The sequence below is a fragment of the Pseudomonas serboccidentalis genome (genome assembly GCF_028830055.1).
GTDB classification, from domain to species: domain Bacteria; phylum Pseudomonadota; class Gammaproteobacteria; order Pseudomonadales; family Pseudomonadaceae; genus Aquipseudomonas; species Aquipseudomonas serboccidentalis.
The window spans coordinates 5,521,577-5,548,153 of sequence record NZ_CP101655.1 but is presented as its reverse complement, the minus strand read 5'-3'; the positions used below and the strand labels follow the sequence as shown (position 1 = coordinate 5,548,153).

At 58.4% G+C, this 26,577-nt stretch carries 20 protein-coding genes; 14 read left to right on the top strand and 6 right to left on the bottom strand.

Going from position 1 to position 26,577, the window contains the following annotated elements; genetic code table 11:
• The first annotated feature begins 595 nt into the window (after positions 1 to 595).
• The 6 genes from lon (at position 596) to cmoB (ending at position 7,319) form a co-directional block, all read left to right on the top strand.
• Positions 596 to 3,013 carry an endopeptidase La gene (gene lon / locus NN484_RS25295; RefSeq protein ID WP_215502306.1) on the top strand — a complete coding sequence of 806 codons (2,418 nt, stop codon included), beginning with the start codon at positions 596 to 598 and terminating at the stop codon, positions 3,011 to 3,013.
• A gap of 175 nt (positions 3,014 to 3,188) precedes the next feature.
• Complete coding sequence (locus NN484_RS25290; protein ID WP_274658187.1) at positions 3,189 to 4,037, top strand: hypothetical protein; 849 nt, start codon at positions 3,189 to 3,191, stop codon at positions 4,035 to 4,037.
• Positions 4,038 to 4,347: 310 nt separating this feature from the next.
• Entirely contained in the window at positions 4,348 to 4,740 is a 393-nt protein-coding gene (locus NN484_RS25285; RefSeq protein WP_274658186.1) for a protease inhibitor I42 family protein, read from the top strand.
• Between the two features lie 2 nt (positions 4,741 to 4,742).
• Complete coding sequence (locus NN484_RS25280) at positions 4,743 to 5,378, top strand: lysoplasmalogenase (protein ID WP_274658185.1); 636 nt, start codon at positions 4,743 to 4,745, stop codon at positions 5,376 to 5,378.
• A gap of 208 nt (positions 5,379 to 5,586) precedes the next feature.
• A complete protein-coding gene (cmoA, locus tag NN484_RS25275) occupies positions 5,587 to 6,366 on the top strand; it encodes a carboxy-S-adenosyl-L-methionine synthase CmoA (protein WP_274658184.1) in 780 nt (259 codons plus the stop codon).
• Positions 6,363 to 7,319: a tRNA 5-methoxyuridine(34)/uridine 5-oxyacetic acid(34) synthase CmoB gene (gene cmoB / locus NN484_RS25270; protein WP_274658183.1), complete on the top strand. Its 957-nt coding sequence runs from the start codon at positions 6,363 to 6,365 to the stop codon at positions 7,317 to 7,319. The genes cmoA and cmoB overlap by 4 nt, the downstream gene beginning before the upstream one ends.
• 81 nt (positions 7,320 to 7,400) lie before the next feature.
• Here cmoB and tadA read toward each other — a convergent pair whose 3' ends face one another.
• On the bottom strand, positions 7,401 to 7,895 hold the full coding sequence (tadA, locus tag NN484_RS25265; protein WP_127648233.1) for a tRNA adenosine(34) deaminase TadA: 495 nt from the start codon (positions 7,893 to 7,895) through the stop codon (positions 7,401 to 7,403).
• Positions 7,895 to 9,271, bottom strand: a complete 1,377-nt coding sequence (locus tag NN484_RS25260; RefSeq protein ID WP_215502311.1) for a multicopper oxidase family protein — start codon at positions 9,269 to 9,271, stop codon at positions 7,895 to 7,897. Before NN484_RS25260 ends, tadA begins: the two co-directional genes overlap by 1 nt.
• A gap of 228 nt (positions 9,272 to 9,499) precedes the next feature.
• Here NN484_RS25260 and NN484_RS25255 point away from each other — a divergent pair, with 228 nt between their 5' ends.
• The 4 genes from NN484_RS25255 (at position 9,500) to NN484_RS25240 (ending at position 16,079) form a co-directional block, all read left to right on the top strand.
• On the top strand, positions 9,500 to 10,303 hold the full coding sequence (locus tag NN484_RS25255; protein ID WP_274658182.1) for a small ribosomal subunit Rsm22 family protein: 804 nt from the start codon (positions 9,500 to 9,502) through the stop codon (positions 10,301 to 10,303).
• A 20-nt stretch (positions 10,304 to 10,323) separates the two neighbouring features.
• A complete protein-coding gene (locus NN484_RS25250; protein ID WP_274658181.1) occupies positions 10,324 to 11,418 on the top strand; it encodes an AAA family ATPase in 1,095 nt (364 codons plus the stop codon).
• A 20-nt stretch (positions 11,419 to 11,438) separates the two neighbouring features.
• Positions 11,439 to 13,592 (top strand): alpha-ketoglutarate-dependent dioxygenase AlkB, encoded by a 2,154-nt coding sequence (locus NN484_RS25245; RefSeq protein ID WP_274658180.1) that lies wholly within the window; start codon positions 11,439 to 11,441, stop codon positions 13,590 to 13,592.
• A 273-nt stretch (positions 13,593 to 13,865) separates the two neighbouring features.
• Positions 13,866 to 16,079: a TerD family protein gene (locus NN484_RS25240; RefSeq protein ID WP_274658179.1), complete on the top strand. Its 2,214-nt coding sequence runs from the start codon at positions 13,866 to 13,868 to the stop codon at positions 16,077 to 16,079.
• 158 nt (positions 16,080 to 16,237) lie between these two features.
• Here NN484_RS25240 and guaA read toward each other — a convergent pair whose 3' ends face one another.
• The 4 genes from guaA to NN484_RS25220 form a co-directional block, all read right to left on the bottom strand.
• A complete protein-coding gene (gene guaA, locus NN484_RS25235; protein WP_127648230.1) occupies positions 16,238 to 17,815 on the bottom strand; it encodes a glutamine-hydrolyzing GMP synthase in 1,578 nt (525 codons plus the stop codon).
• A gap of 100 nt (positions 17,816 to 17,915) precedes the next feature.
• Complete coding sequence (gene guaB, locus NN484_RS25230) at positions 17,916 to 19,385, bottom strand: IMP dehydrogenase (RefSeq protein WP_127648229.1); 1,470 nt, start codon at positions 19,383 to 19,385, stop codon at positions 17,916 to 17,918.
• A 207-nt stretch (positions 19,386 to 19,592) separates the two neighbouring features.
• A complete protein-coding gene (locus tag NN484_RS25225; protein WP_064589059.1) occupies positions 19,593 to 20,141 on the bottom strand; it encodes a hypothetical protein in 549 nt (182 codons plus the stop codon).
• A gap of 172 nt (positions 20,142 to 20,313) precedes the next feature.
• Positions 20,314 to 21,087 (bottom strand): sulfite exporter TauE/SafE family protein, encoded by a 774-nt coding sequence (locus tag NN484_RS25220; protein WP_274658178.1) that lies wholly within the window; start codon positions 21,085 to 21,087, stop codon positions 20,314 to 20,316.
• Between the two features lie 100 nt (positions 21,088 to 21,187).
• Between NN484_RS25220 and NN484_RS25215 the strand changes: the two genes are divergently transcribed.
• The 4 genes from NN484_RS25215 (at position 21,188) to leuA (ending at position 26,557) form a co-directional block, all read left to right on the top strand.
• Positions 21,188 to 22,081, top strand: coding sequence for a LysR family transcriptional regulator (locus tag NN484_RS25215; RefSeq protein ID WP_274658177.1), 894 nt, complete (start codon positions 21,188 to 21,190; stop codon positions 22,079 to 22,081).
• Positions 22,082 to 22,205: 124 nt separating this feature from the next.
• Positions 22,206 to 23,585 (top strand): exodeoxyribonuclease VII large subunit, encoded by a 1,380-nt coding sequence (gene xseA, locus NN484_RS25210; RefSeq protein ID WP_127648226.1) that lies wholly within the window; start codon positions 22,206 to 22,208, stop codon positions 23,583 to 23,585.
• 3 nt (positions 23,586 to 23,588) lie between these two features.
• On the top strand, positions 23,589 to 24,413 hold the full coding sequence (locus tag NN484_RS25205) for a peptidoglycan DD-metalloendopeptidase family protein (RefSeq protein WP_007964447.1): 825 nt from the start codon (positions 23,589 to 23,591) through the stop codon (positions 24,411 to 24,413).
• 464 nt (positions 24,414 to 24,877) lie between these two features.
• Complete coding sequence (leuA, locus tag NN484_RS25200; protein ID WP_025109209.1) at positions 24,878 to 26,557, top strand: 2-isopropylmalate synthase; 1,680 nt, start codon at positions 24,878 to 24,880, stop codon at positions 26,555 to 26,557.
• Positions 26,558 to 26,577 lie beyond the last annotated feature (20 nt).

Here is a 26,577-nt window from a genome sequence, read left to right as displayed (position 1 = left end):
TGGGATTGAGTGCATTCAGTTGGAGATGGGTCGGCTGTCAGGCCGCCACCGCCAGCAGGCGAGGGCCTAAAGAAGAGCAAAAACCGAGCGCACGCTTTTCACCACTCAAATGGCCGAGTGTCAGCTCGCCGAAAGCTCTTGATCTTGCCTTACCGGCCCCGTCGGCAGGCTGAGTGGAGGGGTTCATCCGGGGGGGGGGAGCGCAGCGACCGTTTGGCGAAGCCAAACACATCGAGAGGAGGTGCAGCGAAGCAAACCGTAGGCGATGCCCCCGGATGGATCCTGGAGCGAAGGGACCCGAGCCACGGCGAGGGCCGAACGTTGGGGCAAGCCTTTTGGGTTATTTTTTCGCTGGGCCGGCATTCCGGCGTCTGGAAAAAGTGACTCGCCGTAAGGGCGAAACCGCCAGCCGCCACACCCACAGAAACGGATATTCACACAACCCAACCAAGAACATGGTCGGCCCAAAGGCCGCCAAGTCAAAAGAAACAAACCCTGTCAAAAACCTGAACACACAAGCAGAAACACCACCCCCCATTGAAACCACCCCAAGCCTGCCCCATCTAAGACCCATACCCCATTGCGCAGGTGCCCCATGAGCGACCAGCAAGAATTCCCGGACAACCCCGACGACTACACCGAAGCCGAACACATCGAACACACCTCCTCCGGCAAAGGCCTGGCCCTGCCCGGCCAGAACCTGCCGGACAAGGTCTACGTCATCCCGATCCACAACCGCCCGTTCTTCCCGGCCCAAGTGCTGCCGGTCATCGTCAATGAAGAACCCTGGGCCGAAACCCTCGATCTGGTCAGCAAATCCGAGCACCATTCCCTGGCCCTGTTCTTCATGGACACGCCCCAGGAAGACCCGCGCCACTTCAACACCGGGGCCCTCCCCGAATACGGGACGCTGGTCAAGGTCCATCACGCCAGCCGCGAAAACGGCAAACTGCAGTTCGTCGCCCAGGGCCTGAGCCGCGTGCGCATCAAGACCTGGCTCAAACACCATCGTCCGCCGTACCTGGTGGAAGTCGAATACCCGCACCAGCCCACCGAGCCGACCGACGAGGTCAAGGCCTATGGCATGGCGCTGATCAACGCGATCAAGGAACTGCTGCCGCTCAACCCGCTGTACAGCGAAGAGCTGAAGAACTACCTCAACCGCTTCAGCCCCAACGACCCGTCGCCGCTGACCGATTTCGCCGCCGCCCTGACGTCCGCCACCGGCTCCGAGCTGCAGGAAGTGCTCGACTGCGTGCCGATGCTCAAGCGCATGGAAAAAGTCCTGCCGATGCTGCGCAAGGAAGTCGAAGTCGCGCGTCTGCAAAAAGAAATCTCCGCCGAAGTTAACCGCAAGATCGGCGAGCATCAGCGCGAATTCTTCCTCAAGGAACAACTGAAGGTCATCCAGCAGGAACTCGGCCTGACCAAGGACGACCGCAGCGCCGACCTCGAACAGTTCGAGCAGCGCCTGGAAGGCAAAGTCCTCTCGCCGCAGGCGCAGAAACGCATCGAAGAGGAAATGAACAAGCTGTCGATCCTCGAAACCGGCTCGCCGGAGTACGCGGTCACCCGCAACTACCTCGACTGGGCCACCTCGGTGCCGTGGGGCGTGTACGGCGAGGACAAACTCGACCTCAAGCACGCACGCAAGGTGCTCGACAAACACCACGCCGGCCTCGATGACATCAAGGATCGCATCCTCGAATTCCTCGCGGTCGGTGCCTACAAAGGCGAAATCAGCGGCTCGATCGTGCTGCTGGTCGGCCCGCCGGGCGTGGGCAAAACCAGCGTCGGCAAGTCCATCGCCGAATCCCTCGGCCGGCCGTTCTACCGCTTCAGCCTCGGTGGCATGCGCGACGAAGCCGAGATCAAGGGCCACCGTCGCACCTACATCGGCGCGCAGCCGGGCAAACTCGTCCAGGCGCTGAAAGACGTCGAAGTGATGAACCCGGTGATCATGCTCGACGAGATCGACAAGATGGGCCAGAGCTACCAGGGCGACCCGGCCTCGGCGCTGCTGGAAACCCTCGACCCGGAACAGAACGTCGAATTCCTCGACCACTATCTGGACTTGCGCATGGACCTGTCGAAAGTCCTGTTCGTGTGCACCGCCAACACTCTGGATTCGATTCCCGGCCCGTTGCTGGACCGGATGGAAGTGATTCGCCTGTCGGGCTACATCACCGAAGAAAAAGTCGCCATCGCCAAGCGTCACCTGTGGCCGAAACTGCTGGAGAAGGCCGGCGTATCCAAAGCCAGCCTGAGCATCAGCGACGCAGCGCTCAAGGCCTTGATCGACGGTTACGCCCGTGAAGCCGGGGTGCGTCAGCTGGAAAAACAGCTGGGCAAACTGGTACGCAAAGCGGTGATGAAACTGATCGAAGACCCGAAAGCGGTGATCAAGCTCGGGCCGAAGGATCTGGAAGCCTCGCTGGGCCATCCGGTGTTCCGCAATGAACAAGTGCTGTCCGGCACCGGCGTCATTACCGGTCTGGCCTGGACCAGCATGGGCGGCGCGACCCTGCCGATCGAAGCCACGCGGATTCACACGCTCAACCGTGGGTTCAAACTCACCGGGCAACTGGGCGATGTGATGAAAGAGTCGGCCGAGATCGCCTACAGCTACGTCAGCTCGCACCTGAAGTCGTTCGGCGGCGATCCGAAATTCTTCGACGAAGCCTTCGTCCACCTGCACGTGCCGGAAGGCGCAACCCCGAAAGACGGCCCAAGCGCCGGCGTGACCATGGCCAGCGCCCTGCTCTCGCTCGCCCGCAACCAGCCGCCGAAAAAAGGTGTCGCGATGACCGGCGAACTGACGTTGACCGGGCATGTGCTGCCGATTGGCGGGGTGCGTGAGAAGGTGATCGCGGCGCGGCGGCAGAAGATCTTCGAACTGATTCTGCCCGAGCCGAACCGTGGCAACTTCGAGGAATTGCCGGATTACCTGAAGGAAGGCATCACCGTGCACTTTGCCAAAAAATTCTCGGACGTGGCGAAAGTACTGTTTTAACCGCCCCCTTAAAAAGCTGCGAGCCAACACTCGCAGTTTTTTTATGCCTGTTTGTTTTTAAAATCAAAATCAGCAGCACATAACAACCTAAAGGACTGTCAACTCTGACAGTCCTTTCTTTCATCGCACTCCCGATACTTGATGCTCTATTGGCCTTTTATCAGTGAGCACCTTGATGGAAAACCAGACAGCAAATTCCGCCCGCCAACTGGAGAATCTCACCGGAGAATTCAACGCGACATTCACCAACAACATCGCTCCGGGCGAAGCGCGCTTTCCCTACCACTCCCAGACGTTACAAAGCTCAATGCCCAACGTAACTGAACTTCTGGACTTTGATAGTCAATCTGGAGTAACCGCAGCACATCCATCTTTTACCAACGATAAACGAAGCATCCGAATGACACTGAACTCAAACATTACTTCTGGCACCTATACGTTCCCGCAAGATGAAGTCATACGTAACGTGACCTATGGTGAAGTTAAAAAATTCGATCCCGAGTTTCAGTTTACGTCCCAAAAGGCAACCAAAGCAGAGCTCAAGCTGAACATCACAGAGAACGGACGTCGTTACTCAGGCGAGCTCAACTTCGAGGTGGTCAATAACGGAGAAACCTTAACAATAACCTCCACCTTCGATGTTGTATTGCACTTCAAGGAAAACAACTCAGGGCAACTCGATTCATCGACCGCATCCTTTCCACAGGGCAACGTATCAGCGGCGGATCTGCAAAATATAACTGGAGAGTTCAATGCGAAATTTCCTGTTTCCCTCACCCCCGGCGAAACCCCTTTTGCAAGAGCCCATTACCACTCTTCAAGCTTGCGCTACGACACGCTATCTTTGACGCAAGACATTAATTTTTCTAGCCGGAGTGGAAACCTCCCCCTGGACAGTGACATAACCAGCGACGCACGCGGATTTGAAATTCATTTAGAAAAAGGAATCACCTCCGGAACTTATAGCTATCCGAGTCTGAGCAGCCCGATTAAAAACTGCTATACAGCGAAGTGCGCCGCCTAGGCGACAAATATATAAGCTTCAACCTTGAAACCCTGGAAGCAACGCTTGTACTTGAAGTTTTCGAAGAGCGTCGTTACGTCACAAAGAATTTCACTATAAAGGCCCGCACGCCCACAGGGGCAATCTTGAATATAAGGGCCGACTTTGACATTTACCTGTCCGCAGATTAAACGGCACTGGGTTCACACGGTTTGACCGCCCCCAATCGGTCGAGCCGTAACCCCAATCAAAGCAGCCAACTCCACGACACACTTTGTCTCATCTTCAGTTATGCTCGCCGTTCGTCGCCAACGTCGGAGCCGCTGACCTTATGTCCCCCACTCGCCTGTTTGTCCCCCTCGCCCTCTCTCTACTGGCCGCCTGCGCCACGCAGCCAAAACAGAACGTGACCGTGGAAAAACAGAGCGAATGCCCCGTGCGTCTCACCAATGGGCAAAACCTGATCGTGATGCTGCCGAGCAACCCCACCACCGGTTACCGCTGGGCCATTCAGGATTCGGCCGGCGGCGTGCTGCGCGCGCTCAGCCCCGAGGTTTATAGCAATCCTGAAGACGCCGGAGTGGTCGGTGCGGCCGGCATTTCGACCTGGCGTTTCCAGGCCTTCGCTCACGGCACCGGGCGTTTGCGTTTGACCTCGCAACAGCCGTGGGCGCCGGAAGTGCTACCGGTGGAAACCTTTGACTGCGCGATTACGGTGAACTGATCGTGGGCTGGCTGATTCTGGCGCTGATGGGCGCGGTGACGTTTCTCTACGGTGTGAGCACCCATGCGGCGCTGCTGTGCCTGTTGGTCAAACCGTTGCCCGTCCTGGCGTTGCTCGGCTGGCTGCATGATGCGCCGCCCAGCGACTATCGGCGCTGGATCAGCCTGGGCCTGATTTTTTCGCTGCTCGGGGATGTGTTGCTGGCGTGGCCGGGTGATTTGTTTGTGTTTGGCCTCGGCGCGTTTCTGGTCGCGCACCTGGCGTATCTCAAGGCCTATCTGAGTGACTGCAAACGTCTGGCGCTCTTGCCGCTGGTGCTTGCACTCGGCGTAGGTGCGGTGCTGCTGGGGATTTTGATTTCCGGTGGTCTGGGGCCTTTGCTGGTGCCCGTGGTCGTCTATGGCACCGCCATCAGCGCAATGCTCTGGCGCGCCCTCGCCCGCCTCGGCACCGATGTGCCCCAGCGTTCAGCGCTATTGGCGGCAGCGGGGGCGGTGGCGTTCGTGTTCTCTGACAGTGTGATCGGCATCGACCGCTTTGTGGCGCCGTTCCATGCTGCGCCGTACGTGATCATCCTCAGTTACTGGCTTGGGCAGTGGGGGATTGCTGCCTCCGCTTTCTCCCAGAAACCTCACTAACCCCTGTGGTGAGGGAGCTTGCTCCCGCTGGGTTGCGAAGCGACCCCAAACTCGGCGCACGCGATACTGCAGGTATATCTCGTCAGTAGGTTTTACGACTGCTGCGCAGCCGAGCGGGAGCAAGCTCCCTCGCCACAGTTATGTATTCCACGCTTGTGTCTGGCGCTTTATCAGACAACCCAAGCATCCCCGCGCCACTTTGGCTAAAATGCCGGCCTTTTCCACCGACACCGCCGGAACCGCCGTGAGCAAAGAACCCGATCGTATTTTCGCCAAGCCTTTGGCCCAGGTGCCTGACTTCGCCTTCAACGAAGACGTGGTGCGGGTGTTCCCGGACATGATCAAGCGCTCGGTGCCGGGTTACCCGACCATCGTCGAAAACCTCGGTGTGCTCGCCGCGCAGTTCGCACAGCCGAACAGCGTGCTCTACGACCTCGGCTCATCGCTGGGCGCGGTCACTCAAGCCCTGCGTCGCCACGTGCGTACCGACGGTTGCCGGGTGATCGCTGTGGATAACTCGGCGGCAATGGTCGAACGCTGCCGCGAGTACCTCAACGGTCAGGATTCGATGTTCCAGGAATTGCTGCCGGTCGAAGTGATCGAAGGCGACATCCTCGCGCTCGAGTTCAAACCCGCCTCGGTGGTGGCGCTGAACTTCACTCTGCAATTCATCGCCCCGGAGCAGCGCACCGCATTGCTGTCGCGCATTCGCCAATCGCTGCTGCCGGGCGGCGCGTTGATTCTGTCGGAGAAGCTGCGTTTCAACGATACCGAGGAGCACGCGCTACTCACCGATCTGCATGTCGCGTTCAAACGCGCCAACGGCTACAGCGAACTGGAAATTGCCCAGAAGCGCAGCGCCATCGAAAACGTCATGAAGCCCGACAGCCTCGAAGAACACCGCGAACGCCTGCTGGCCGCCGGGTTCTCGAAAGTCGTGCCGTGGTTCCAGTGTCTTAACTTTGCCTCGTTGATTGCCTTGCCATGATTGATCTGTCCCCCCTCGCCCGCCGCCTGGCCGGTACCCCGCTGGCCGACTGGGCCAACACCCTGCAAGTGCAACTCGACAAGAAAATGGAAAAGGGCCACGGCGATCTGGAGCGCTGGCAAAGTGCGCTGGACGCCTTGCCGAAGATCCAGCCGAGCGAAATCGATCTGCTCAATGGCTTGAAACTCGATACCGATTGCGACGACGAAACCCGCGCGCAAATGCGCACCGCGCTGATGGGCCTGTCGCCGTGGCGCAAAGGGCCGTTCGACCTGTTCGGCGTGCATGTCGACACCGAATGGCGCTCGGACTGGAAGTGGTCGCGGGTGTCTCCGCATCTGGACCTGAAGGGTAAACGCATCCTCGACGTCGGTTGCGGCAACGGCTACTACATGTGGCGCATGCTTGGTGCGGGCGCCGACAGCGTGATCGGCGTCGATCCGAACTGGCTGTTCTTCTGCCAGTTCCAGGCGGTGCAGCGTTACCTGTCCGAGCCCAACGCCTGGCATCTGCCGTTCCCGTTCGAAGACCTGCCGCCGAATCTGGAAGGTTTCGACACGGTGTTTTCCATGGGCGTGTTCTACCACCGTCGCTCACCGATCGAGCATTTGCTGGCGCTCAAGGACTGCCTGGTCAAGGGCGGCGAACTGGTGCTGGAAACCCTGGTGGTCGAAGGCGACAAACATCAGGTGCTGGTGCCGGAAGACCGCTACGCGCAGATGCGCAACGTGTGGTTCCTGCCCTCGGTGCCGGCACTGGAATTGTGGCTGCGCCGAGCAGGTTTCACCGATGTGAAGTGTGTGGACGTCAGCACCACCACGGTTGAAGAACAGCGCGGCACCGAGTGGATGAAGTACCAGTCGTTGAGCGACTTCCTTGATCCCGAGGATCACAGCAAGACCGTCGAAGGGCTGCCGGCGCCGATGCGGGCAGTGATCGTCGCCCGCAAATAAAGCAAAATCAAAAGATCGCAGCCTTCGGCAGCTCCTACATTGATCCCTGTAGAAGCTGCCGAAGGCTGCGATCTTTTGATCTTAATCCCGACTTGCGCGACGGGCTCTGAAGAATTCGGTCAGCACCGCCCCACACTCCTCCGCCAGCACCCCGCCTTCATACAGCACCCGGTGATTCAAAAAGCCCTGGGTAAAGAACTGTCCCTGACTCTGCACAATCCCCGCCTTGGGCTCCAGCGCGCCATACACCACCCGCGCGATCCGAGAATGCACGATCAACCCGGCGCACATGCTGCATGGCTCCAGCGTCACGTAGAGCGTGCTGCCCGGCAGGCGATAATTGTTAACCGCTTGAGCGGCGGCGCGGATCGCGACCATTTCCGCATGGGCACTCGGGTCGCTGCCACTGATCGGGCAGTTGAAACCACGACCGATGATCTCACCGTCCTGCACCAGCACCGCGCCCACCGGCACTTCGCCGAGGGCTGCGCCTTGGGCGGCAAGGGCCAGGGCTTCGCGCATGAAATCACGGTCACGGCTGCGGTCGATGATCGCGGCGGGGCGAATCTGGCGCATCACTTCACCTCGATGGCGGCCATCAGGCCGGTTTCCATGTGGTCGATCACGTGGCAGTGGAACATCCACACCCCCGGGTTATCCGCTACCAGCGCCACTTGCGCACGCTCGTTCTTGCCCAGCAGGTAAGTGTCGGTGAAGTACGGGATGATCTTGTGCCGGTTCGACGCAATCACCTTGAAGCTCATGCCGTGCAGGTGGATCGGGTGCTGGTACTGGGTCATGTTTTTCAATTCGAAAATGTAGCTCTGGCCCAGCTTCAGGCTGGCGATCGGCCGGTCAGCGCAAGTCTTGTCGGTGATGTCCCAGGCCTTGCCGTTGATCTGCCACAGGCTCGGCGGCTTGCCGTTGTCGACGTTGACCGACACCGAACCGACCCATTCGAAATTGAAGTTGAGTTTCTCGGCATTCGCCAGATCCGGCTCGGCCACCGGGTTGGCGGGCAAGGCTTTCGGCCACTCGGTCGGCGCATCGTTGTTGACCACTGAGCGCAGGGTGCCCAGGCGCACCGGGCCGTTACGCAGCGACAGTTCTTCACCGGCCGGCGGCGCCTTGATCGCCAGACAAATGCGCATGCCCGGCCCCAGCCAGTATTCCTTGCCCAGCGGCCGCGGCTCGACCGGGTTGCCGTCCAGCGCATAGATCTGCGCTTCGACGCCAGGAATGTTGATGCGGTACGTCAGGGTGTTGTCGAGGTTAAGCAGACGCACGCGGGTGATCTGCCCGGCCGGCAACTCGATCACCGGCAACGGCACGCCGTTGATGGTCGACAGCCGCCCGGCCGTGCCGCCACGGGCCGCTTCACGGGGGATGCTGAATTCGACGAAATTACCTTGCTCGTCGATGTGCCAGTTTTTCAGGCTCAGGGTCTTTTCATACTTGAAACCGGTCGGTTCACGCTCTTCAACGATCAACGGCCCGACTAGCCCACGCCCCAGTTCTTCGCTGCTGCTGACGTGCGGGTGATACCAGTAGCTACCGGCGTCCGGCACGCGGAATTTGTAATCAAAGTACTCACCGGGCAATACCGGCAGTTGCGAGACGTACGGCACGCCGTCCATTTCCAGCGGCAGGCGGATGCCGTGCCAGTGAATGGTGGTCGCCACCGGCAAGTGGTTGATGAAGCGCACGCGCAGCCATTCGCCCTGACGCACGCGCAACTCGGTGCCCGGCGCCGACGGGCCGAACGCCCAGGCCTCGGTCTTGTGCCCCGGCACCAGCTCGACGTCCAGCGGCGCGGCGATCAGTTCGTAGTCGTGACCGGCCTCGGCCTCGGCGACCTTGCCCAGCCAGTAACGCGACGCGCCTCCCGCTCCGACACCAACGACAACAAGACCGGCCAGGCCACCGAGGATTTGGCGACGGGTAAAGGACATGAACTCAACTACCTCACGTATCTGCGTCGGGCCAGCGGCCCGCAAAAGGCAAATACGATACACCTGCAATTGCGAAACAGTAAGGGTGACCCGGGGCCGCACCGGGTGAAAAATCACTTGCGGAGCGAACTGGCAATGCTCCGATAGAGGGGGTTGAAGTATGGACAAAATAGTGGCACTTTGACCACAACCCTTCATTGGATCCAAATAAAAACACAAGGACTGTGCATGCCTGCATACCCGGGATGGCTCGACAGGGTAATCGACCAAGTGGTCAACGACCCAATTAACGCCGACTGTCGAACCACAGCCAATACGTATTTGGGATGGCCGCGAGACACGGTTTTTTATGAAGTCATTAAAGGTGGACAAGCTGACTTCGATGCCCCTCAGAAAAAACTCGCAGGCCCGGACAAAGCTCTTCTGTATGCAAAGTACAACCAAAGTCGACATCTGGATGAACTCAGATGCGCTTTCGATCAGCTCTTCAAAACCTCGGTTTTAAGCAACCGCCCGACGGTAGTCGATCTCGGCTGCGGCCCATTTACTGCGGGCCTGTCCCTGGCTTCGGTGCTGGGACAAGAAAAGATGTTCCGTTATTACGGCGTGGATCGGTATGAATCCATGCTCGCCCTGGGACACCAGATGGCGGAGGCCACAAAGGCCCAAGGCGCCCTGCACCCTCAAACGCACCTTCAGTTCACCGACAATCTGTCGAATATCGACTTCGGAGCCGTGCGAGGTGAACTCACTATTTTCGTTGCATCGTACCTGCTTGCCAGCCCAACTCTGGATCCGGAGGAATTGGTTGCTGACATCCTTGCCGCTCACAAGCGCATAGGTCCTGGTCCATGCGCGGTGCTCTATACCAACAGCTCAAGCCCAAAAGCCCGGGAAAAATTCCCTGCCTTCAATGACTCTCTGATCGCTGGAGGTTTTCAGTCCTTTCGCGAGAAAGTCGAGCTGTTTGAGCTCACGCGTAACCCTAAAGATCTTCATTACGCCCTCTTTTTCAAGAGTGCGACACGCTAAACATGCAGAGATAAACATTCATGAAACTCCCGCTGTTAGATGATTTGATCGACGAACAGATGCAGATTTACGATGCGCCGCCGGATAAAAACCTGTTCGTCCTGGGGCCTCCGGGTTCGGGAAAAACCACGATGGCCGTTCACCGCACTCAATATTTGAGAACTTTGAAACGCGGTGCGGTGTTGATTACCAAAAACAGGATGCTCGCCGCGCTTGCTGCCCAGCTAGGTAGCGGATCGACTACCAGCACAATGAATACGTTTTTTACCAGAGACTTCTTCACTCGATTCAATTTCCGCGCCCCCCAACCGGTCAAACGATTTCAGTACGACTGGCCGGCGGTGATGGCGCAATACGAAGCTGCGAAGGTCGAGCCGACACTTGACCACCTGATCATTGACGAAGGCCAAAATCTGCCTGCTGATTTCTATGCATGGGCCGTGCGTTATGGCGCAAAGAACGTCACTGTTTTTGCCGACGAAGATCAGACTACGGACAATCAGCGAGCCTCTATTCAAGATATTCGCAATGCACCCATGCCTGAGCCGGTCCGACTGAAGGAGAACCATCGCAACACCGAAGAAATCGCCTGGGTCGCTGAGCATTTCCATCATCGCGCCAATACATTGCCACCTGGCATTATCCGTCGCGGGCGAGGTGGTTCAGTGCCGCGCCTCGAACCCATTTCCAATTGGGCAGATGCGGTAAATCTGATCGCCAATGGCTACCGCAACCGAGGTGGCATAATCGGTGTGATCGTACATAAAGTCAGGGACGCGCAAGAACTGCAATCGCAACTGCGAGCCTCCTTGCCCCCCGATACAAGGATCGATGTATATACCCACGAATCGCCCAAAGGCAGCGAGCATCAAATCAAGTTGATGACGCCCGGAATCACTGTTCTGACAAGCCTCGCAGTGATTGGCCTTGAATTCGACACCGTCTACTTGCAAGATCTCTTTCGCTCAACTCCGGAAAGAACCACCGATGAGCAAAGACGCCTGTACATGCTCTGTGCACGAGCACGGGATCACCTCACCATTTTCAACGGCCTGCCTCCTTTGACTCAGCAGCAACTATCCCGATTACCCGCTCCGAACCTTCTGAACAGATGATTGCGAAGCCGCAGGCGCCAATGACAACGATGCCATTGTTCCTTGAAAGCGAGCAGGACGACGCTTGCCCTGTTGAAAGTCAGCCTCCCAGAAAAGGATTCGCTCTCTCGCTCGACCACCGGGCCTGGCTGAGTTTTCTGGCCGACGAATGGTGCATGCCTGCAAACGAAAAAGCCCTGTATCTGGGTGTAAATCAACCATTGGAGCTCAAGCTCCCAGAGGACCGAATCGCCGTTACCGCGTGGTTCGATCCAGATCGGCTTCCCCAGATAAAGGTGCTGAGATACCGCAATAGATCGTGGGCCAACGGTTCATTCGATCTGAAGATAGACAAGAAAATCTGTTGGCCCAGCGCACTGCCTTTGTTCGCAGTCAGTCAATTTTGCGTGAAGTCTGAATCAGACAGAGAGCGCTTGATTGCTATGGTGCATAGCTTCTCGAACCTTGCGTTGCCAAAACAGCCGATTTTCGTTGTGGACGAAGTCACTCAGGCTTTTAATCCTCCCAAGAAATCACCAAGCACACCTATATTCCCGCCAGATCGATGGAATGCATTACGAGGTGCCGCAACGATGGCGGTGTGGGCTATCCCCACCATAGAGCCGTGGCTGGATGTTCTCTGCAGCTCATTGTCAGATCAACAGCCCTCTGAACTTCTTGGTGCCCTTGATGCACCATGGCTCGCTTATTTGCCATGGCATCAGCCTTCTGAGCCAACAGTTACGACACCGGCAATCGCCTTGTGGCGCGCCATGGTTGAGACATTTTCCGAAGTCAATGTACGAGAGGCATGGCGCCCTTCGGAACTGCTCGAAACCATATGCGACAAAGCCCGATGCGCAGCCATTGAACCTGGCGAGCTGGACGAACTGCTTCTGCAAACGAGCGCGATTCTGGAAGACAAACAGATCGTGCAAAAAGAAAGAGGCGACTATGACCCGGTAGGCTTGGTGCTACAGCTGATTCTGTTGCGCCCAAAACCTGACCAGTTCATCACCTGGAAAAACGATATGCCCGCCTTACCCCCTGCTATCTGGTGGTCGGGTGCCATACTGAGCGGGCTGGTCACAGGTTATCGAAATCTTGAGCTGCGTTTCAGAGGACTTACTGAATCAAGTCGACTTCTAGCCTTGATCACGTGGCAACTGAGATCTACCCAAAAGGCTCCTGCTCCTCAATGGCCTGGGAATCCGCTCGGTGCACTGAGTTGGAAAAATGCTCAAGGTCAAATCGAACTTTTGAACTGCGATATAACCTGGGCTGAACGTCCGTTAGGCAAGCGTGGAACCTGGTTTAACGCAAGCTTCGAAAACCCTGCTGTTCTGGAAAAAGCTATCGAGATTGCCCGAAGTCTCTTCCCCAGCGCCATTCGCCCTACTTTGCGAATCCAAAATAGTACTATTCAACTATCGGGCCCTGGGCACATTGAAATTGATCAAAGCGCCCGTCAACTCAATGTAACGGGCGATCTCTATTTCGATCTGGCTGAGGGTGCCGAACAAGTCGATCGATTTGACTCAGGCATTTTCAAAAAATGGTTGGCAACTGGAAGTATCGCGCAAAAACTTCCTCTCCCGCCACGCGAAATGGTTGCCCCGGAGATAGTGACCGAGCCACTCGCACCGAAAGGTCTCAAGGTTATGCGTGATTTCATAACCAAAGAAGAAGAGATTCGCTTGCTGGAGTGGGTCGAGCTGGGTGATTGGTTATCTGACTTGAAACGTAGAGTCCAGCACTATGGTTGGAAATACAATTACAAGCTTCGCAAGGTTGACTCTGCCTCGTATCTAGGGCCTTTACCAACGTGGGCGCAAACTTTGGGGCAGCGCTTATTCGACCTCGGCATGGTGAAGGAATTACCCGATCAAGTGATCGTTAATGAGTACGTAGGAAACCAGGGAATTAGTAAGCACATTGATTGCCCCGACTGCTTCCGCGGTCCTATTGTGACCATCAGTCTATGCGAAACATGGCAAATGATTTTCAGATCAGGCAATGATAAATTTGAGACTCGCCTTGCTCAACGAAGTGCAGTCTCAATGGATGGACCAGCCCGATATGAGTGGTCACATGAAATACCACAACGCAAAAACGAGCAGGACAGTGTACGAGGGCGTCGAATTTCTTTAACGTTCAGAAAAGTTAATAGAGAGCCACCAACCAACATTAACTAATTCGTCAAATATTCTCTTTAAAAACCTCCTCATCTCTTGATCTGGAGGTTTTTTATTAACGAAGGCTTTAGAAAATCAAGCCTCGATAAGGATCAGACACTTCACCGCTTTTGAAAAACACACTTGGCCAAAAACACTGCTACTCGTCAGGACGATGGAGGAGCGGTTTGTCTCTCATCAGTCCCCATTCCTCTAGTGAAGCAGCTTGTTACCGTTAGAGTGCGAAGCAACCTGACAACCGGGGAGAACTTTCCGTAGAATGCTGGCGTGGCTATGGAACACCTTCCTTCTAAACCCTATGAACTAGGGGTTCCGCTCTCCACTCCGCGCCTGCTCCTAGCAGGCGTTTTCATATTGGCTGTAGACATGATGCTGCAGCTCGCTCACGACGGCGACTCTGGGAGAAAATCAAGGATGAATCAGGAGATGTTCCTGCGTCGCCGTAGCAAAGTTCACGTCCCGATGGGCACTGGCGGCGCCACGCGCGCTCAGGTCGCCTCGGCTGTCCGGGAAATCGCGGCGTTCCGGTGCGTACTGTCAGAGCCTCTGATTGAACAAATCGGCCTGTTGTCGGCGACAGAACTCAAGTACTGGTTGCGTGACATTGTCGGAGTTCTCCGGCGCAGGAGTGGCGCTCATGTGCAGCACAGACCGTTTTATCCTGACTTTCCAGAGCAGGTTCTGACAGCCTCGGAAGCCGAGCTGTACCTTAACGCCGTCATGCATTACCTCACGCTTCGACGTTTACCAGCGACTGAAGAATCTCGACCTCCACTGCTTGAAGGCAACGTCATACCCTGGACTATCGAGCCGGGAAGCATTCCTGAGTTCGAGTCACTGCTCGAGCCGCTGGTTTCATCACACACCTCGCTCTCCGAAGAAGAAGTTTTCGATGTCATCTGGTTTATCCGCGAGTACAAAAGTGATGTGTTCCGTCTGCTGCCTGAGGTCATCCCGTTCCGGGAGATCCGGGCACAGGTTGGCGGTGCACTGATCCTGCATGTAGCTGGCGATACACGGGTAGACGTATTCCTGGAGCGAAATGTCGAGACGGCAACTGACGTATTACGACTCGCGGTCGCGTTGAACGGAGGGGATGTGTCACTGGCGACCGCTACGACACGCTTCAAAGCGATGAAGCGCTCGATGCGGCGCCTGCTGTTGAGTCTGCTCGATCGAACACTCAACGCTACAGAAGACGTGATGCGGCAAGCCGAGCGATGGAAACGCCTGGCTGAAGTACTTCATCCGGGCGACTACGCCGATAAGTACCCAAGAGCGCTGGCCGCCATCACGGCGGCGCGTCGCAACGAAGCGCCTGACTCATTTGGTTCACGAGTCGAAACATTGTTCGCCCAGAGTGATATTGCCGAGCTTGTCCCCGTGCTACAGAGTCGTCCCGGTGAGTTCGCACGACGGCTGGACGCGACCCTGCGGCGCGCGACGCAACCAGAACCGGTTCTCGATGCGTTCGAGGCTGTTGCGGCACAAGTGTCCTCACCTGTCCTGCTGCAGTTGCTGGCCCAGTCGCGTGCGCCGCGCCCCCTACCCCTTCGGGCGTTCGCACCGAAAGGTTCATTCGCAAAAGTCTATGGCATCGAGGATCACCGAGAGCCTCTCGCGCCCGAGGTGCTGGCTCGTGCAGCCCGAATCTGCGAGGACGCTCTAGTAACGCGTTTTGCGACACTACCGCCATTGGGTCGCTGTTACATTGATCCAGAATTACGCGAATACAGGGTACCGCTGGCACAACGCGCTTCAGCGAAGTCACTACGTACACTGGTGCGGGGCAGCCGATTGCCGATGCCTGACACCCGTTTCATTCGCCTTTTTTTGTGGTGGAAAAACGGCCGTTCACGCACGGACATCGATTTGTCCGCCGCATTTTTCGATGCCAACTTCGTGTTCAGAGAAACGGTTGCGTACTACAACCTGAGAGATTACGGCGGCTGCCACAGCGGCGACATCGTCGACGCACCCGAAGGGGCGTCGGAGTTCATCGACCTCGACCTTGACGTCCTCGTCGAGAAGGGAGTCCGTTATGTCGTCACGTCCATCAACTCGTACACCCAACAGCCGTACTGCGATCTTCCAGAGTGCTTCGCTGGCTGGATGGCCCGCACGGATACGGCATCAGGTGAAATATTCGAGCCGCGAACCGTGTTCGATCGTATCGATATCGCATCCGACACACAGATCTGTCTGCCATTCGTGATGGACTTGCAGGAGCAACGCGTGATCTGGGCCGACCTGGGACTGACCTCAGCTCCCCGGTGGAACAATGTCGGGAACAACCTCAGCGGAATATCCTTGATGCTGCGGGCTTTGATACATACACCACGGCCTGATCTGGAGACATTGTTCGATTTGCATGCACGAGCACGAGGCGAACGAGTAGCGTCGCCGCAGCAGGCACAAGCGGTGTTTGCACCTGATCAAGGGATAACGCCGTTCGATACAGATTTGATTCGGTCGCAGTTCCTCTAATATCGCCTGCCTTTGCGTTCATTGAGAACGACAACTCTGCCTCGGTACTTTCCGCCCAAAAACAAAAATGCCAGTCAGCTTAACTGACTGGCATTTTCTATAATCCCTCTTGCGCCTCTCCGGATCTAACGTTGCAATCTAGAGGGCGCGGCGCGGGATCATTCCCACTCAATAGTCGCCGGCGGCTTGCTCGACACGTCGTAAGTGACGCGGGAGATGCCTTCGATTTCATTGATGATGCGGCCGGAAACGGTTTCCAGCAGTTCGTAAGGCAGGTGTGCCCAACGCGCGGTCATGAAGTCGATGGTTTCCACGGCACGCAGCGCCACGACCCAGGCGTAACGACGGCCATCGCCGACCACGCCAACCGATTTCACTGGCTGGAACACCACGAACGCCTGGCTGACTTTGTGGTACCAGTCGGCCTTGCGCAGCTCTTCGATGAAGATGTGGTCGGCACGACGCAGCAGGTCGGCGTATTCCTTCTTCACTTCGCCGAGGATGCGCACGCCCAGGCCCGGGCCCGGGAACGGGTGACGGTAGACCATGTCGTACGGCAGGCCCAGTTCCAGACCCAAGCGACGGACTTCATCCTTGAACAGTTCGCGCAGTGGCTCGACCAGTTTCAGGTTCATCTCTTCCGGCAGGCCGCCCACGTTGTGGTGCGACTTGATCACGTGCGCCTTGCCGCTTTTCGCGCCAGCCGACTCGATCACGTCCGGGTAGATGGTGCCCTGTGCCAGGTATTTGATGTTGTCCAGCTTGCAGGACTCGGCATCGAACACGTCGATGAAGGTACGGCCGATGATCTTGCGCTTCTTCTCCGGGTCGGCTTCGCCGGCCAGGTTGTTGAGGAACTGGTCTTCAGCGTTGGCGCGGATCACCTTCACGCCCATGTTCTCGGCGAACATGGCCATCACTTGCTCGCCTTCGTGCAGGCGCAGCAGGCCGTTGTCGACGAATACGCAGGTCAGTTGATCACCGATGGCCTTGTGCAACAGCGCCGCAACCACCGAGGAGTCAACGCCGCCGGACAGGCCCAGCAGCACGTTGTCGGTACCGACTTGTGCGCGGATGTTGGCGATGGCGTCTTCAGCGATCTTCGACGGAGTCCACAGGGCTTCACAACCGCAGATGTCCAGCACGAAGCGCGACAGGATGCGACCGCCCTGCTTGGTGTGAGTCACTTCCGGGTGGAACTGCACGCCGTAGTAAGCGCGATCGTCGTTGAACATGCCGGCGATCGGGCAGCTTGGGGTGCTGGCCAGGATGTGGAAGTCTTCCGGCATCTTGGTGACCTTGTCACCGTGGCTCATCCACACGTCGAGACCGAACAGGCCATCGGCGTCGATGTGGTCTTCGATGCCGTCGAGCAGGCGGCTCTTGCCGACCACGTCAACGCGGGCGTAGCCGAACTCACGCAGTTCGGAACCTTCAACCTTGCCGCCCAGTTGCTCGGCCATGGTCTGCATGCCGTAGCAGATACCGAAGACCGGCACGCCCAGGTCAAACACGGCTTGCGGGCAGCGCGGGCTGTTGGCTTCGTGCACGGACTCGGGGCCGCCGGCGAGGATGACGCCTTTAGGAGCGAATTCGCGGATCGCATCTTCATCCATGTCGAACGGGTGCAGTTCGCAGTACACACCGATCTCGCGCACGCGGCGGGCGATCAGTTGGGTGTATTGCGAACCGAAGTCGAGGATCAGGATGCGGTGAGCGTGAATGTCGAGGGCCATGATTCAGTCTCGTCTTAAGTAATTCAGAAACAGTCGTGATTCAGAAACAACTCGGGGCTGAATAAAACAGCCCCGGTTGCTTGATGATTTGCTTGAAGCCTCAACCTACGCGGTAGTTTGGCGCTTCTTTGGTGATCTGCACGTCGTGAACGTGGGATTCGGCCATACCGGCACCGGTGATCCGCACGAACTCAGGCTTGGTACGCATTTCTTCGATGTCGGCACTGCCGGTGTAGCCCATCGAGGAACGCAGGCCGCCCATCAACTGGTGGATGATCGCCGTCAGGGTGCCTTTGTACGGCACACGGCCTTCGATACCTTCCGGAACCAGTTTCTCGGCGCCTGCCGAAGAGTCCTGGAAGTAACGGTCGGACGAGCCTTGCGCCTGGGACATGGCGCCCAGCGAACCCATGCCGCGATAAGCCTTGTACGAACGGCCCTGGAACAGTTCGATCTCGCCCGGGGCTTCTTCAGTACCGGCGAACATCGAGCCCATCATCACGCAGGAAGCACCGGCCACGATGGCCTTGGACAGGTCACCGGAGAAACGGATACCGCCGTCGGCGATCAACGGAACGCCAGTGCCTTCAAGGGCAGCGGCAACGTTGGCGATGGCACTGATTTGCGGAACGCCGACACCGGCGACGATACGGGTGGTGCAGATCGAGCCAGGGCCGATACCGACCTTGACGGCGTCGGCGCCGGCTTCGGCCAGGGCCTTGGCGGCTGCGCCGGTGGCAATGTTGCCGCCGATCACCTGCACTTCAGGGAAGTTCTCCTTGACCCAGCGAACGCGGTCGATCACGCCTTTGGAGTGACCGTGCGCGGTGTCGACCACCACCACGTCCACACCGGCATTGACCAGCGCGGCAACGCGGTCACCGGTGTCTTTACCGGTACCGACGGCAGCGCCAACGCGCAGACGACCTTGATCGTCCTTGCTGGCCAGCGGGTAGGCTTTGGCTTTTTCGATGTCTTTGACGGTCATCATGCCTTTGAGGGCAAACTTGTCGTCGACGATCAGGACTTTTTCCAGGCGGTGCTTGTGCAGCAGCTCGCGGACTTCGTTCTTGTTGGCGCCTTCACGCACGGTGACCAGACGCTCTTTAGGCGTCATCACTTCGCGGACGGTGGCATCCAGACGGGTTTCGAAGCGTACGTCACGGGAAGTGACGATGCCGACCAGGTCGCCATCGTGCAGAACCGGAACGCCGGAAATATTGTGCATGCGGGTCAGGTCGAACAAATCACGTACCGTGGCGTCAGCCTCGATGGTGATCGGGTCTTTGACGACGCCGGCTTCGAACTTCTTGACCTTGCGCACTTCGGCAGCTTGCTGCTCGATGGTCATGTTCTTGTGGATGATACCGATACCACCTTCCTGAGCCATGGCGATTGCCAGACGGGCTTCAGTGACGGTGTCCATGGCGGCGGAAACCAGTGGAATATTCAGCTCGATGCCACGGGTAAGGCGGGTCTTGAGACTGACTTCGTTAGGAAGCACCTCGGAATAACCAGGCACTAGGAGAATGTCGTCGAATGTCAGAGCTTCTTGGCTGATACGCAGCATCGCGGGGGCTCCCGAGCGGGAAAATGGAAGCGCGCCATTATAGTCAGACACCCCCTGCTGTTCAACGTAAAACTCTGTCTATTATCGATGTTACTGATGTACGGAAAACCCTGCTTTTTGTAGGAGCTGCCGAAGGCTGCAATCTTTTGGCTTTGATTGACACAAACAAGATCAAAAGATCGCAGCCTTCGGCAGCTCCTACAGGGGTCAGAGTTCGACTTTTACCCAGCTGACAGGTTGATCCAGCCAATCGGCGAATTCGTCGATAAAGCTCTGCTTGAACCCGGCTTCCAGCCAGTTGTTGAAGATAAATCCCAGGTTGGAAAACGCGCATTCCTGCAAGTACAGAAAACCGTTGATGTCGTCTTCATGCCCGCATTCAGGGCAGGTGAAGTTGTCGGTACGCCCGGGCATCCAGTCTTCCAGGCTTTCGAACAGCGCCTCGCCGACTTCGCGGCGGCACTCGGCGCAACCGGCTTCTTCGAGAAAGCCCTTGGCCGGGGTATAGATGCAGCGCTTGACGATGATCTCCAGGCCGTTGATCGGTTCACCGAAGGGCAGCGCCTCGGGGTGCAGCACCACCGCACGCGCGCCGTCGGCAATGGCGTGGGCCATGCGGTTGCCGGTGCGACCGCAGGTGGTCAGCTGTTCTTCGATGATGTTCTTGCGCACCAGCCAGCGCACGATCGCCCGCGCCCGGGGTTCGTGGACCGGCAGGGTGGAGATTTTCGGGACGATGATGCTTTGCGAATTCATGGGTGCAAGCCTGCTGCAAATTCCGGGATAGACCCTGTAGGAGCGAGCCTGCTCGCGATAGCGGTGTGTCAGACACATCAATGTTGACTGATCGTCTGCTATCGCGAGCAGGCTCACTCCTACAAGAAATGGCGGCCGGCAGCTTAATCCCTGACAGAATCCGGTCAAGTGCTCACGCCATACTAATAATGTAGCGCCCGATCAACGCAATCCCGCTCGCCAGCACCAGCCAGGTCACCAACCGTACAAACGCCTCGCGCGACAAGCGCATGGTCAACCGCCGCCCAGTCCACAGCCCCAGCGCCATGGCCGGCAACAGACACAGCGCCAGCATCAACAAGGGAAGCTCGGCATACACCCCGGCAAGGGCGAACAGACTCAAACGCACCACCGTGCTGCAACTGATCAGCGCACTTTGCGTGGCCCGGGCCGCGTCTTTGGGCAGACGGCTGTTGAGATAGATCGCATACAAGAAGCCGCCACTGCCGAACAGCGCACCAAACAGCCCGCCCACCGTGCCCATCGGCAACGCCCACCCGGCAGACAACTGCGTCGGCCGGGTTTTCACCCACAGGCTGTAAATCGCATAGGCGCTGATGAACAGCCCCATCAACAACAGAAGCAAATCAGATTTGAGGTTAAGCAGGAAAATCACCCCCAACGTGCACCCCACCGCCATGCACGGCAGCAACCACAACAACTCGAGCTTGGCCACGTCCCGGCGCGAAGGCAGCAGATTGCCGAACGCCGCGACGAAATCCAGCAGCACCAGCAACGGCACGATTTTCGACAGCGGCATGAACAGAATCAGAATCGGCCCCGCGACCAGCGCCGTACCGAATCCGGCAATTCCGAAAACGATATAGGCCAGCGTGATCCCCAAGCCGATCACCGCCCAGCCGCCCGCGCCCCACGACCACTCGCTCAACAACCCCAGCACACTCATCGATCCGCTTCCTTAATAAGCCTGAGATGACTTTAGCCAGCGCCAAGCGTTGCGACTAATATGTTCAAAGGCCATTACTCATCTCGAAAAGGCATACCTTGTGCTGTCGATCCGTCAACTGCGTTACTTCGTGGAAATCGCCGAGTGCGGCAGTTTCAGTGCCGCCGCTGAACGCCTGTTCATCGCGCAATCGGCGCTGAGCCGGCAGATCAAGGACATGGAAACCCGCCTGCAAACACCGCTGTTCGAACGCACCGCGCGCCAGCCCCGGCTCACGGCGGCGGGCGAGGCGTTTTTGCCGCGGGCCAGAAACCTGCTCAATGAACTGAGCAAGGCCAGCGCGATGGCGACCGAAGTCGGTAACGGCCAACGGGGCACGTTGCGCCTGAGTCATTCCAGCACTGTGTCGATCAGCGGACATTTATTACACCGGATCGGCACTTATCTGGAGCAGCAGAGTGGCGTGTCGCTGGACATCGGCAAGCTGTCCTCCGAGGCGCAGCTTGAGGAACTGGCTGAAGGACGCCTCGACATTGGCCTGTTGCGCCTGCCGGTGTTGCGTCAGCGTGAAGGTATTCAGGTTGTGCCTTTGTTCACCGAACGCCTGCTGCTGGCGGTGCCGAACGATCATCGCCTGGCCGATTCATCCTCTGTGGAACTGGCGCAGCTGAGAGACGAACCCTTCATTTCGATCCCGCATCCGCAGCGTGGCGGGCTCAGTTATCTGTGTGCCGACCTGTGCATGCGCCAGGGCTTCTTCCCCAAAGCGGCGCGGGTGATGTCGCGCAAGACCACTCAACTGCAATTGATTCAGGCGGGGTTCGGCATCGCCCTGCTACCCGAATCGATGCAGGACATCAGCCCGAGCGGCGTACGATTTCTGCCGCTGAGCGATCCCGATTGTCAGAGCACGGTCGCCCTCGCCTACCGGCAAAACCCCACGCCACTGGTTCAACTCTTCATCAATACCTTCACTCGCCACGATCCCATGTAGGAGCTGCCGAAGGCCGCGATCTTGTGCTCTTGCTTTTGAGAATCCAGATCAAAAGATCGCAGCCTTCGGCAGCTCCTACAGGGACTCGTGTATTGAGTCGGAAATTAGCTTTAAACTGCGCCCCATGATTAAAGATCCCTTTTCAAGGCTCGGCCTTGACCGTGAAGTCCTGACCGTCAGCCAGCTCAACGGCCGTGCGCGGGTGTTGCTCGAAGACGTGTTCAGCAACATCTGGGTCGAAGGCGAAATCTCCAACCTCGCTCGCCCTGCGTCCGGCCACGTGTATTTCACCCTCAAGGACAGCGGTGCGCAGGTACGTTGTGCGCTGTTTCGCAACAATGCGGCGCGGGTGCGTCAGGCGTTGAAGGACGGGCTGGCCGTGAAAGTGCGCGGCAAGGTCTCGCTGTTCGAAGGGCGCGGCGACTATCAGCTGATTCTCGATACCGTGGAGCCGGCCGGCGATGGCGCGCTACGCCTGGCGTTTGATGCACTGAAGGAAAAACTCAGCGCCGAAGGCCTGTTCAGCGCCGAACGCAAAGTGCCGCTGCCGGCGCATCCGCAGCGCATCGGCATCATCAGTTCGCCGACCGGCGCGGTGATTCGCGACATCATCAGCGTGTTCCGCCGCCGGGCGCCGCAAGTGCAACTGACGCTGATCCCGACTGCCGTGCAGGGCCGCGAGGCCACGGCGCAGATCGTCCGCGCGCTGAAACTGGCGGATGCCCGTGGTTTCGACGCGCTGATCCTCGCCCGGGGCGGCGGCTCGCTGGAAGACCTCTGGTGCTTCAACGAAGAAGCCGTGGCCCGCGCGGTGGATGCCTGCGTCACGCCGATCGTCAGCGCCGTCGGGCATGAAACCGATGTGTCGATCAGCGACTTTGTCGCCGACGTCCGCGCACCAACGCCCTCCGCTGCCGCCGAATTGCTGGCCCCGGATTCCAGCGACCTGGTGCGCCGCGTCGAAAGCCTGCATCGCCGCTTGGTGATGCGCATGCGTGACCGGCTGATGCGCGATCGTCTGCGCCTGGAAGGCATCTCCCGCCGTTTGCGTCACCCGGGCGAGCGTCTGCGTCAGCAGGCTCAGCGTCTGGATGACCTGGACATGCGTATGCGCCGCGCCTTCGAGCGTCAGCTCACTACCCGCCGTGAACGTCTGATCCGCCTGGAAACCCGCCTTGCCGGGCAACACCCGGGACGCCAACTGGCGATGTTGCGCCAGCGCCTCGACAGCCTCGCCGAACGCCTGCCCCGCGCCATGCGCGAAGGCCTGAAGAGCCGTCGCCTGCAACTGCACAGCCAGATGCAGACGCTGCATGTGGTCAGCCCGCTGGCGACCCTCGGCCGTGGCTACAGCATTCTGCTGGATGAGCGCGGCCATGCGATCCGTAACGCCGCGCAGACCCACACCGGCCAGCGCCTGAAAGCCAGACTCGGCGAAGGCGAACTGCAAGTGCGCGTCGAGGACAATCACCTGACGCCCGTCACCCTTTCTTTACTGGACTGATCCATGCCGCGTTTTTTTGCTCCGTTATTGTTGCTGTGCCTGACCACCTTCAACGCCCACGCCGACAGCTACATCACCCGCCTGCTGAACAAACCGGTGCCGGGCGGCGTGGCGGTGGTTGATCTGGGCAGCGCCGCACAGGCGCCGAAAGCCACTTATCAGGGCAAACCGGTGCTGGTGGTCAAGGAACAGAACAACTGGCTGGCGATTGTCGGCGTGCCGCTGACGGTCAAACCCGGCAGCCAGCAGATCAGCAGTGGCGGACGTAATCTGCCATTCACTGTCGGTAACAAGAAATACCCGGAACAGCACATCACCCTGAAGAACACCCAGCAGGTCAACCCGAACCCGGCCAACCTCAAGCGCATCGAGGGTGAACTGGCCGAACAGATCAAGGCCTACCGCAGCTTCAGCCCAAACACCCCGAGCAACCTGCTGCTGGACAAACCGGTCAACGGCCCTCTGTCGAGCAAGTTCGGTGTACGCCGCTTCTTCAACGGTGAGGAGCGCAATCCTCACGCCGGCCTCGACTTTGCAGTACCGGCCGGCACGCCGATCAAGACCCCGGCGGCGGGTAAAGTGATTCTGACCGGCAACTATTTCTTCAATGGCAACACGGTGTTTGTCGATCACGGGCAGGGCTTTATCAGCATGTTCTGCCACATGTCGAAAATCGATGTGAAGGTTGGCGATCAACTGGCCCGTGGGGCGGTGGTCGGCAAGGTCGGTTCGACCGGCCGGGCGACCGGGCCGCACATGCACTGGAATATCAGCCTGAATGATGCGCGGGTGGATCCGGCGATTTTCATTGGTGCGTTCCAGCCCTGATTTATCCAGTGAGGCTTCTGGCCTAATCGCGAGCAGGCTCACTCCTACATTGGATTTGTGTTGTGAACACGGTCCACTGTGGGAGCCAGCCTGCTGGCGATGACTGACTCACTGCCACCGCAATCCCCCTGAAACCCCATCAACCCCGATTGCGCCCCAATCAAACCTCGCGCAAGCATCCAGAAGATTACCGGTATATCCCACAATAAAATCGCGCAAAATCCGGCTTTTCGAGTATTCCTCTCAATTTTTTTCGACTGCTTGCCATCCTCTCCCCTCGCGGTTAGGGTTGAAGACATGAAAACCTCTCACACCCTTATTCAGCTTCGCCAGCACCGCAGTCTGTGCCTCGTCAGCGCACGACTGCCGGGCTGAATCGCTGCGCCTCGTCCCACGCGTTTCCCCGAACATTCGTTCCACCGGCAGGCCGCCTCTTTTCGGCCCAGACAATAAGGAATTTCCCGATGAGCATGCTCAAAGACCCGTCTTCGAAATACCGTGCGTTTCCCGTCATCAACTTGCCGGATCGCACCTGGCCGTCGAAAACCATCGACGCCGCGCCGATCTGGTGCAGCTCCGACCTGCGTGACGGCAACCAGTCGCTGATCGAGCCGATGGACGCGGTGAAGAAGCTGCGCTTCTGGAAAACCCTCGTTCAGGTGGGCGTGAAGGAAATCGAAGCCTCGTTCCCGGCCGCGTCGCAAACCGACTTCGACTTCGTGCGTACCCTCATCGAAGAAGGCCACATCCCGGACGACACCACCATTCAGGTGCTGACCCAGGGCCGTGAAGACTTGATCGAGCGCACCTTCGAATCCCTGCGCGGGGCGAAGAAAGCCATCGTTCACCTGTACAACGCCACCTCGCCGTCTTTCCGTCGCATCGTCTTCAACCAGGACAAGGACGGCATCAAGGCCATCGCGGTCAACGCCGCCAAGCTGTTCGTCAAATACGCGGCGATGCAGCCGGACACCGAGTGGACCTTCGAATACTCGCCGGAAACCTTCAGCGCCACCGAGCTGGAGTTCGCCAAGGAAGTCTGTGACGCGGTGATCGAGGTCTGGAACCCGACGCCTGAGCACAAGATGATCCTCAACCTGCCGGCCACCGTCGAATGCGCGACCCCGAACATCTACGCCGACCAGATCGAATGGTTCGGTCGCAACATCAACCGTCGTGACAGCGTGATCATCAGCCTGCACACCCACAACGACCGTGGCACCGGCGTCGCCGCCACTGAGCTGGGCCTGATGGCCGGCGCGGATCGCGTCGAAGGCTGCCTGTTCGGCAACGGCGAGCGGACCGGTAACGTCGACCTGGTCACCGTGGCGTTGAACATGTACACCCAGGGCGTCGACCCTGAGCTGGATTTCTCCGACATCGACGGCGTGCGCAAAGTCGTCGAAGAGTGCAACCAGATCCAGGTACACCCGCGTCACCCGTACGTCGGCGACCTGGTCCACACCGCATTCTCCGGCTCGCACCAGGACGCGATCCGCAAGGGCTTCGCCCAGCAGAAACCGGACACCCTGTGGGAAGTGCCGTACCTGCCGATCGACCCGGCCGACATCGGCCGCAGCTACGAGGCGGTGATCCGCGTCAACAGCCAGTCGGGCAAGGGCGGTATCGCTTACTTGCTGGAACAGGAATACGGCATCAGCCTGCCACGTCGCATGCAGATCGAGTTCAGCCAGGTCGTGCAGCGTGAAACCGATCGTCTCGGCCTGGAAATGACTGCCAAGCAGATCCATTCGTTGTTGATCAGCGAATACCTGCAAGCCAACACTCCTTACGCGCTGGTCAGCCATCGCCTGCAGGAAGAAAACGGCAACAGCGCCGTCGAAGTGGAAGTGGCGAGCAAGGGTCAGGGCGAAACCAACCTGCACTGGCGTGGCAAGGGCAACGGTGCGCTGGAAGCCCTGGTGGCCGGCCTGCCGATCCCGGTGGAAATCATGGACTACAACGAACACGCCATCGGCGCGGGCACCAACGCCAAGGCCGCCGCGTACATTGAGCTGCGAGTAAACGGTGAGCGTGCAGTGCACGGCGTGGGCATCGATGAAAACATCACCACCGCCAGCTTCAAGGCGCTGTTCAGTGCACTGAACCGTTCGTTGAGCCAGCCGGAAGCGAAAGCCGCTTAAGCCTTCGCTGACATGCAAAA

Coding starts and splice junctions, on each gene's coding strand:
- lon (WP_215502306.1), top strand. CDS start 596: ATGAGCGACCAGCAAGAATTCCCGGACAACCCCGACGACTACACCGAA.
- NN484_RS25290 (WP_274658187.1), top strand. CDS start 3,189: ATGGAAAACCAGACAGCAAATTCCGCCCGCCAACTGGAGAATCTCACC.
- NN484_RS25285 (WP_274658186.1), top strand. CDS start 4,348: ATGTCCCCCACTCGCCTGTTTGTCCCCCTCGCCCTCTCTCTACTGGCC.
- cmoA (WP_274658184.1), top strand. CDS start 5,587: ATGCCGGCCTTTTCCACCGACACCGCCGGAACCGCCGTGAGCAAAGAA.
- cmoB (WP_274658183.1), top strand. CDS start 6,363: ATGATTGATCTGTCCCCCCTCGCCCGCCGCCTGGCCGGTACCCCGCTG.
- tadA (WP_127648233.1), bottom strand. CDS start 7,895: ATGCGCCAGATTCGCCCCGCCGCGATCATCGACCGCAGCCGTGACCGT.
- NN484_RS25260 (WP_215502311.1), bottom strand. CDS start 9,271: ATGTCCTTTACCCGTCGCCAAATCCTCGGTGGCCTGGCCGGTCTTGTT.
- NN484_RS25255 (WP_274658182.1), top strand. CDS start 9,500: ATGCCTGCATACCCGGGATGGCTCGACAGGGTAATCGACCAAGTGGTC.
- NN484_RS25250 (WP_274658181.1), top strand. CDS start 10,324: ATGAAACTCCCGCTGTTAGATGATTTGATCGACGAACAGATGCAGATT.
- NN484_RS25245 (WP_274658180.1), top strand. CDS start 11,439: ATGACAACGATGCCATTGTTCCTTGAAAGCGAGCAGGACGACGCTTGC.
- NN484_RS25240 (WP_274658179.1), top strand. CDS start 13,866: ATGGAACACCTTCCTTCTAAACCCTATGAACTAGGGGTTCCGCTCTCC.
- guaA (WP_127648230.1), bottom strand. CDS start 17,815: ATGGCCCTCGACATTCACGCTCACCGCATCCTGATCCTCGACTTCGGT.
- guaB (WP_127648229.1), bottom strand. CDS start 19,385: ATGCTGCGTATCAGCCAAGAAGCTCTGACATTCGACGACATTCTCCTA.
- NN484_RS25225 (WP_064589059.1), bottom strand. CDS start 20,141: ATGAATTCGCAAAGCATCATCGTCCCGAAAATCTCCACCCTGCCGGTC.
- NN484_RS25220 (WP_274658178.1), bottom strand. CDS start 21,087: ATGAGTGTGCTGGGGTTGTTGAGCGAGTGGTCGTGGGGCGCGGGCGGC.
- xseA (WP_127648226.1), top strand. CDS start 22,206: ATGATTAAAGATCCCTTTTCAAGGCTCGGCCTTGACCGTGAAGTCCTG.
- NN484_RS25205 (WP_007964447.1), top strand. CDS start 23,589: ATGCCGCGTTTTTTTGCTCCGTTATTGTTGCTGTGCCTGACCACCTTC.
- leuA (WP_025109209.1), top strand. CDS start 24,878: ATGAGCATGCTCAAAGACCCGTCTTCGAAATACCGTGCGTTTCCCGTC.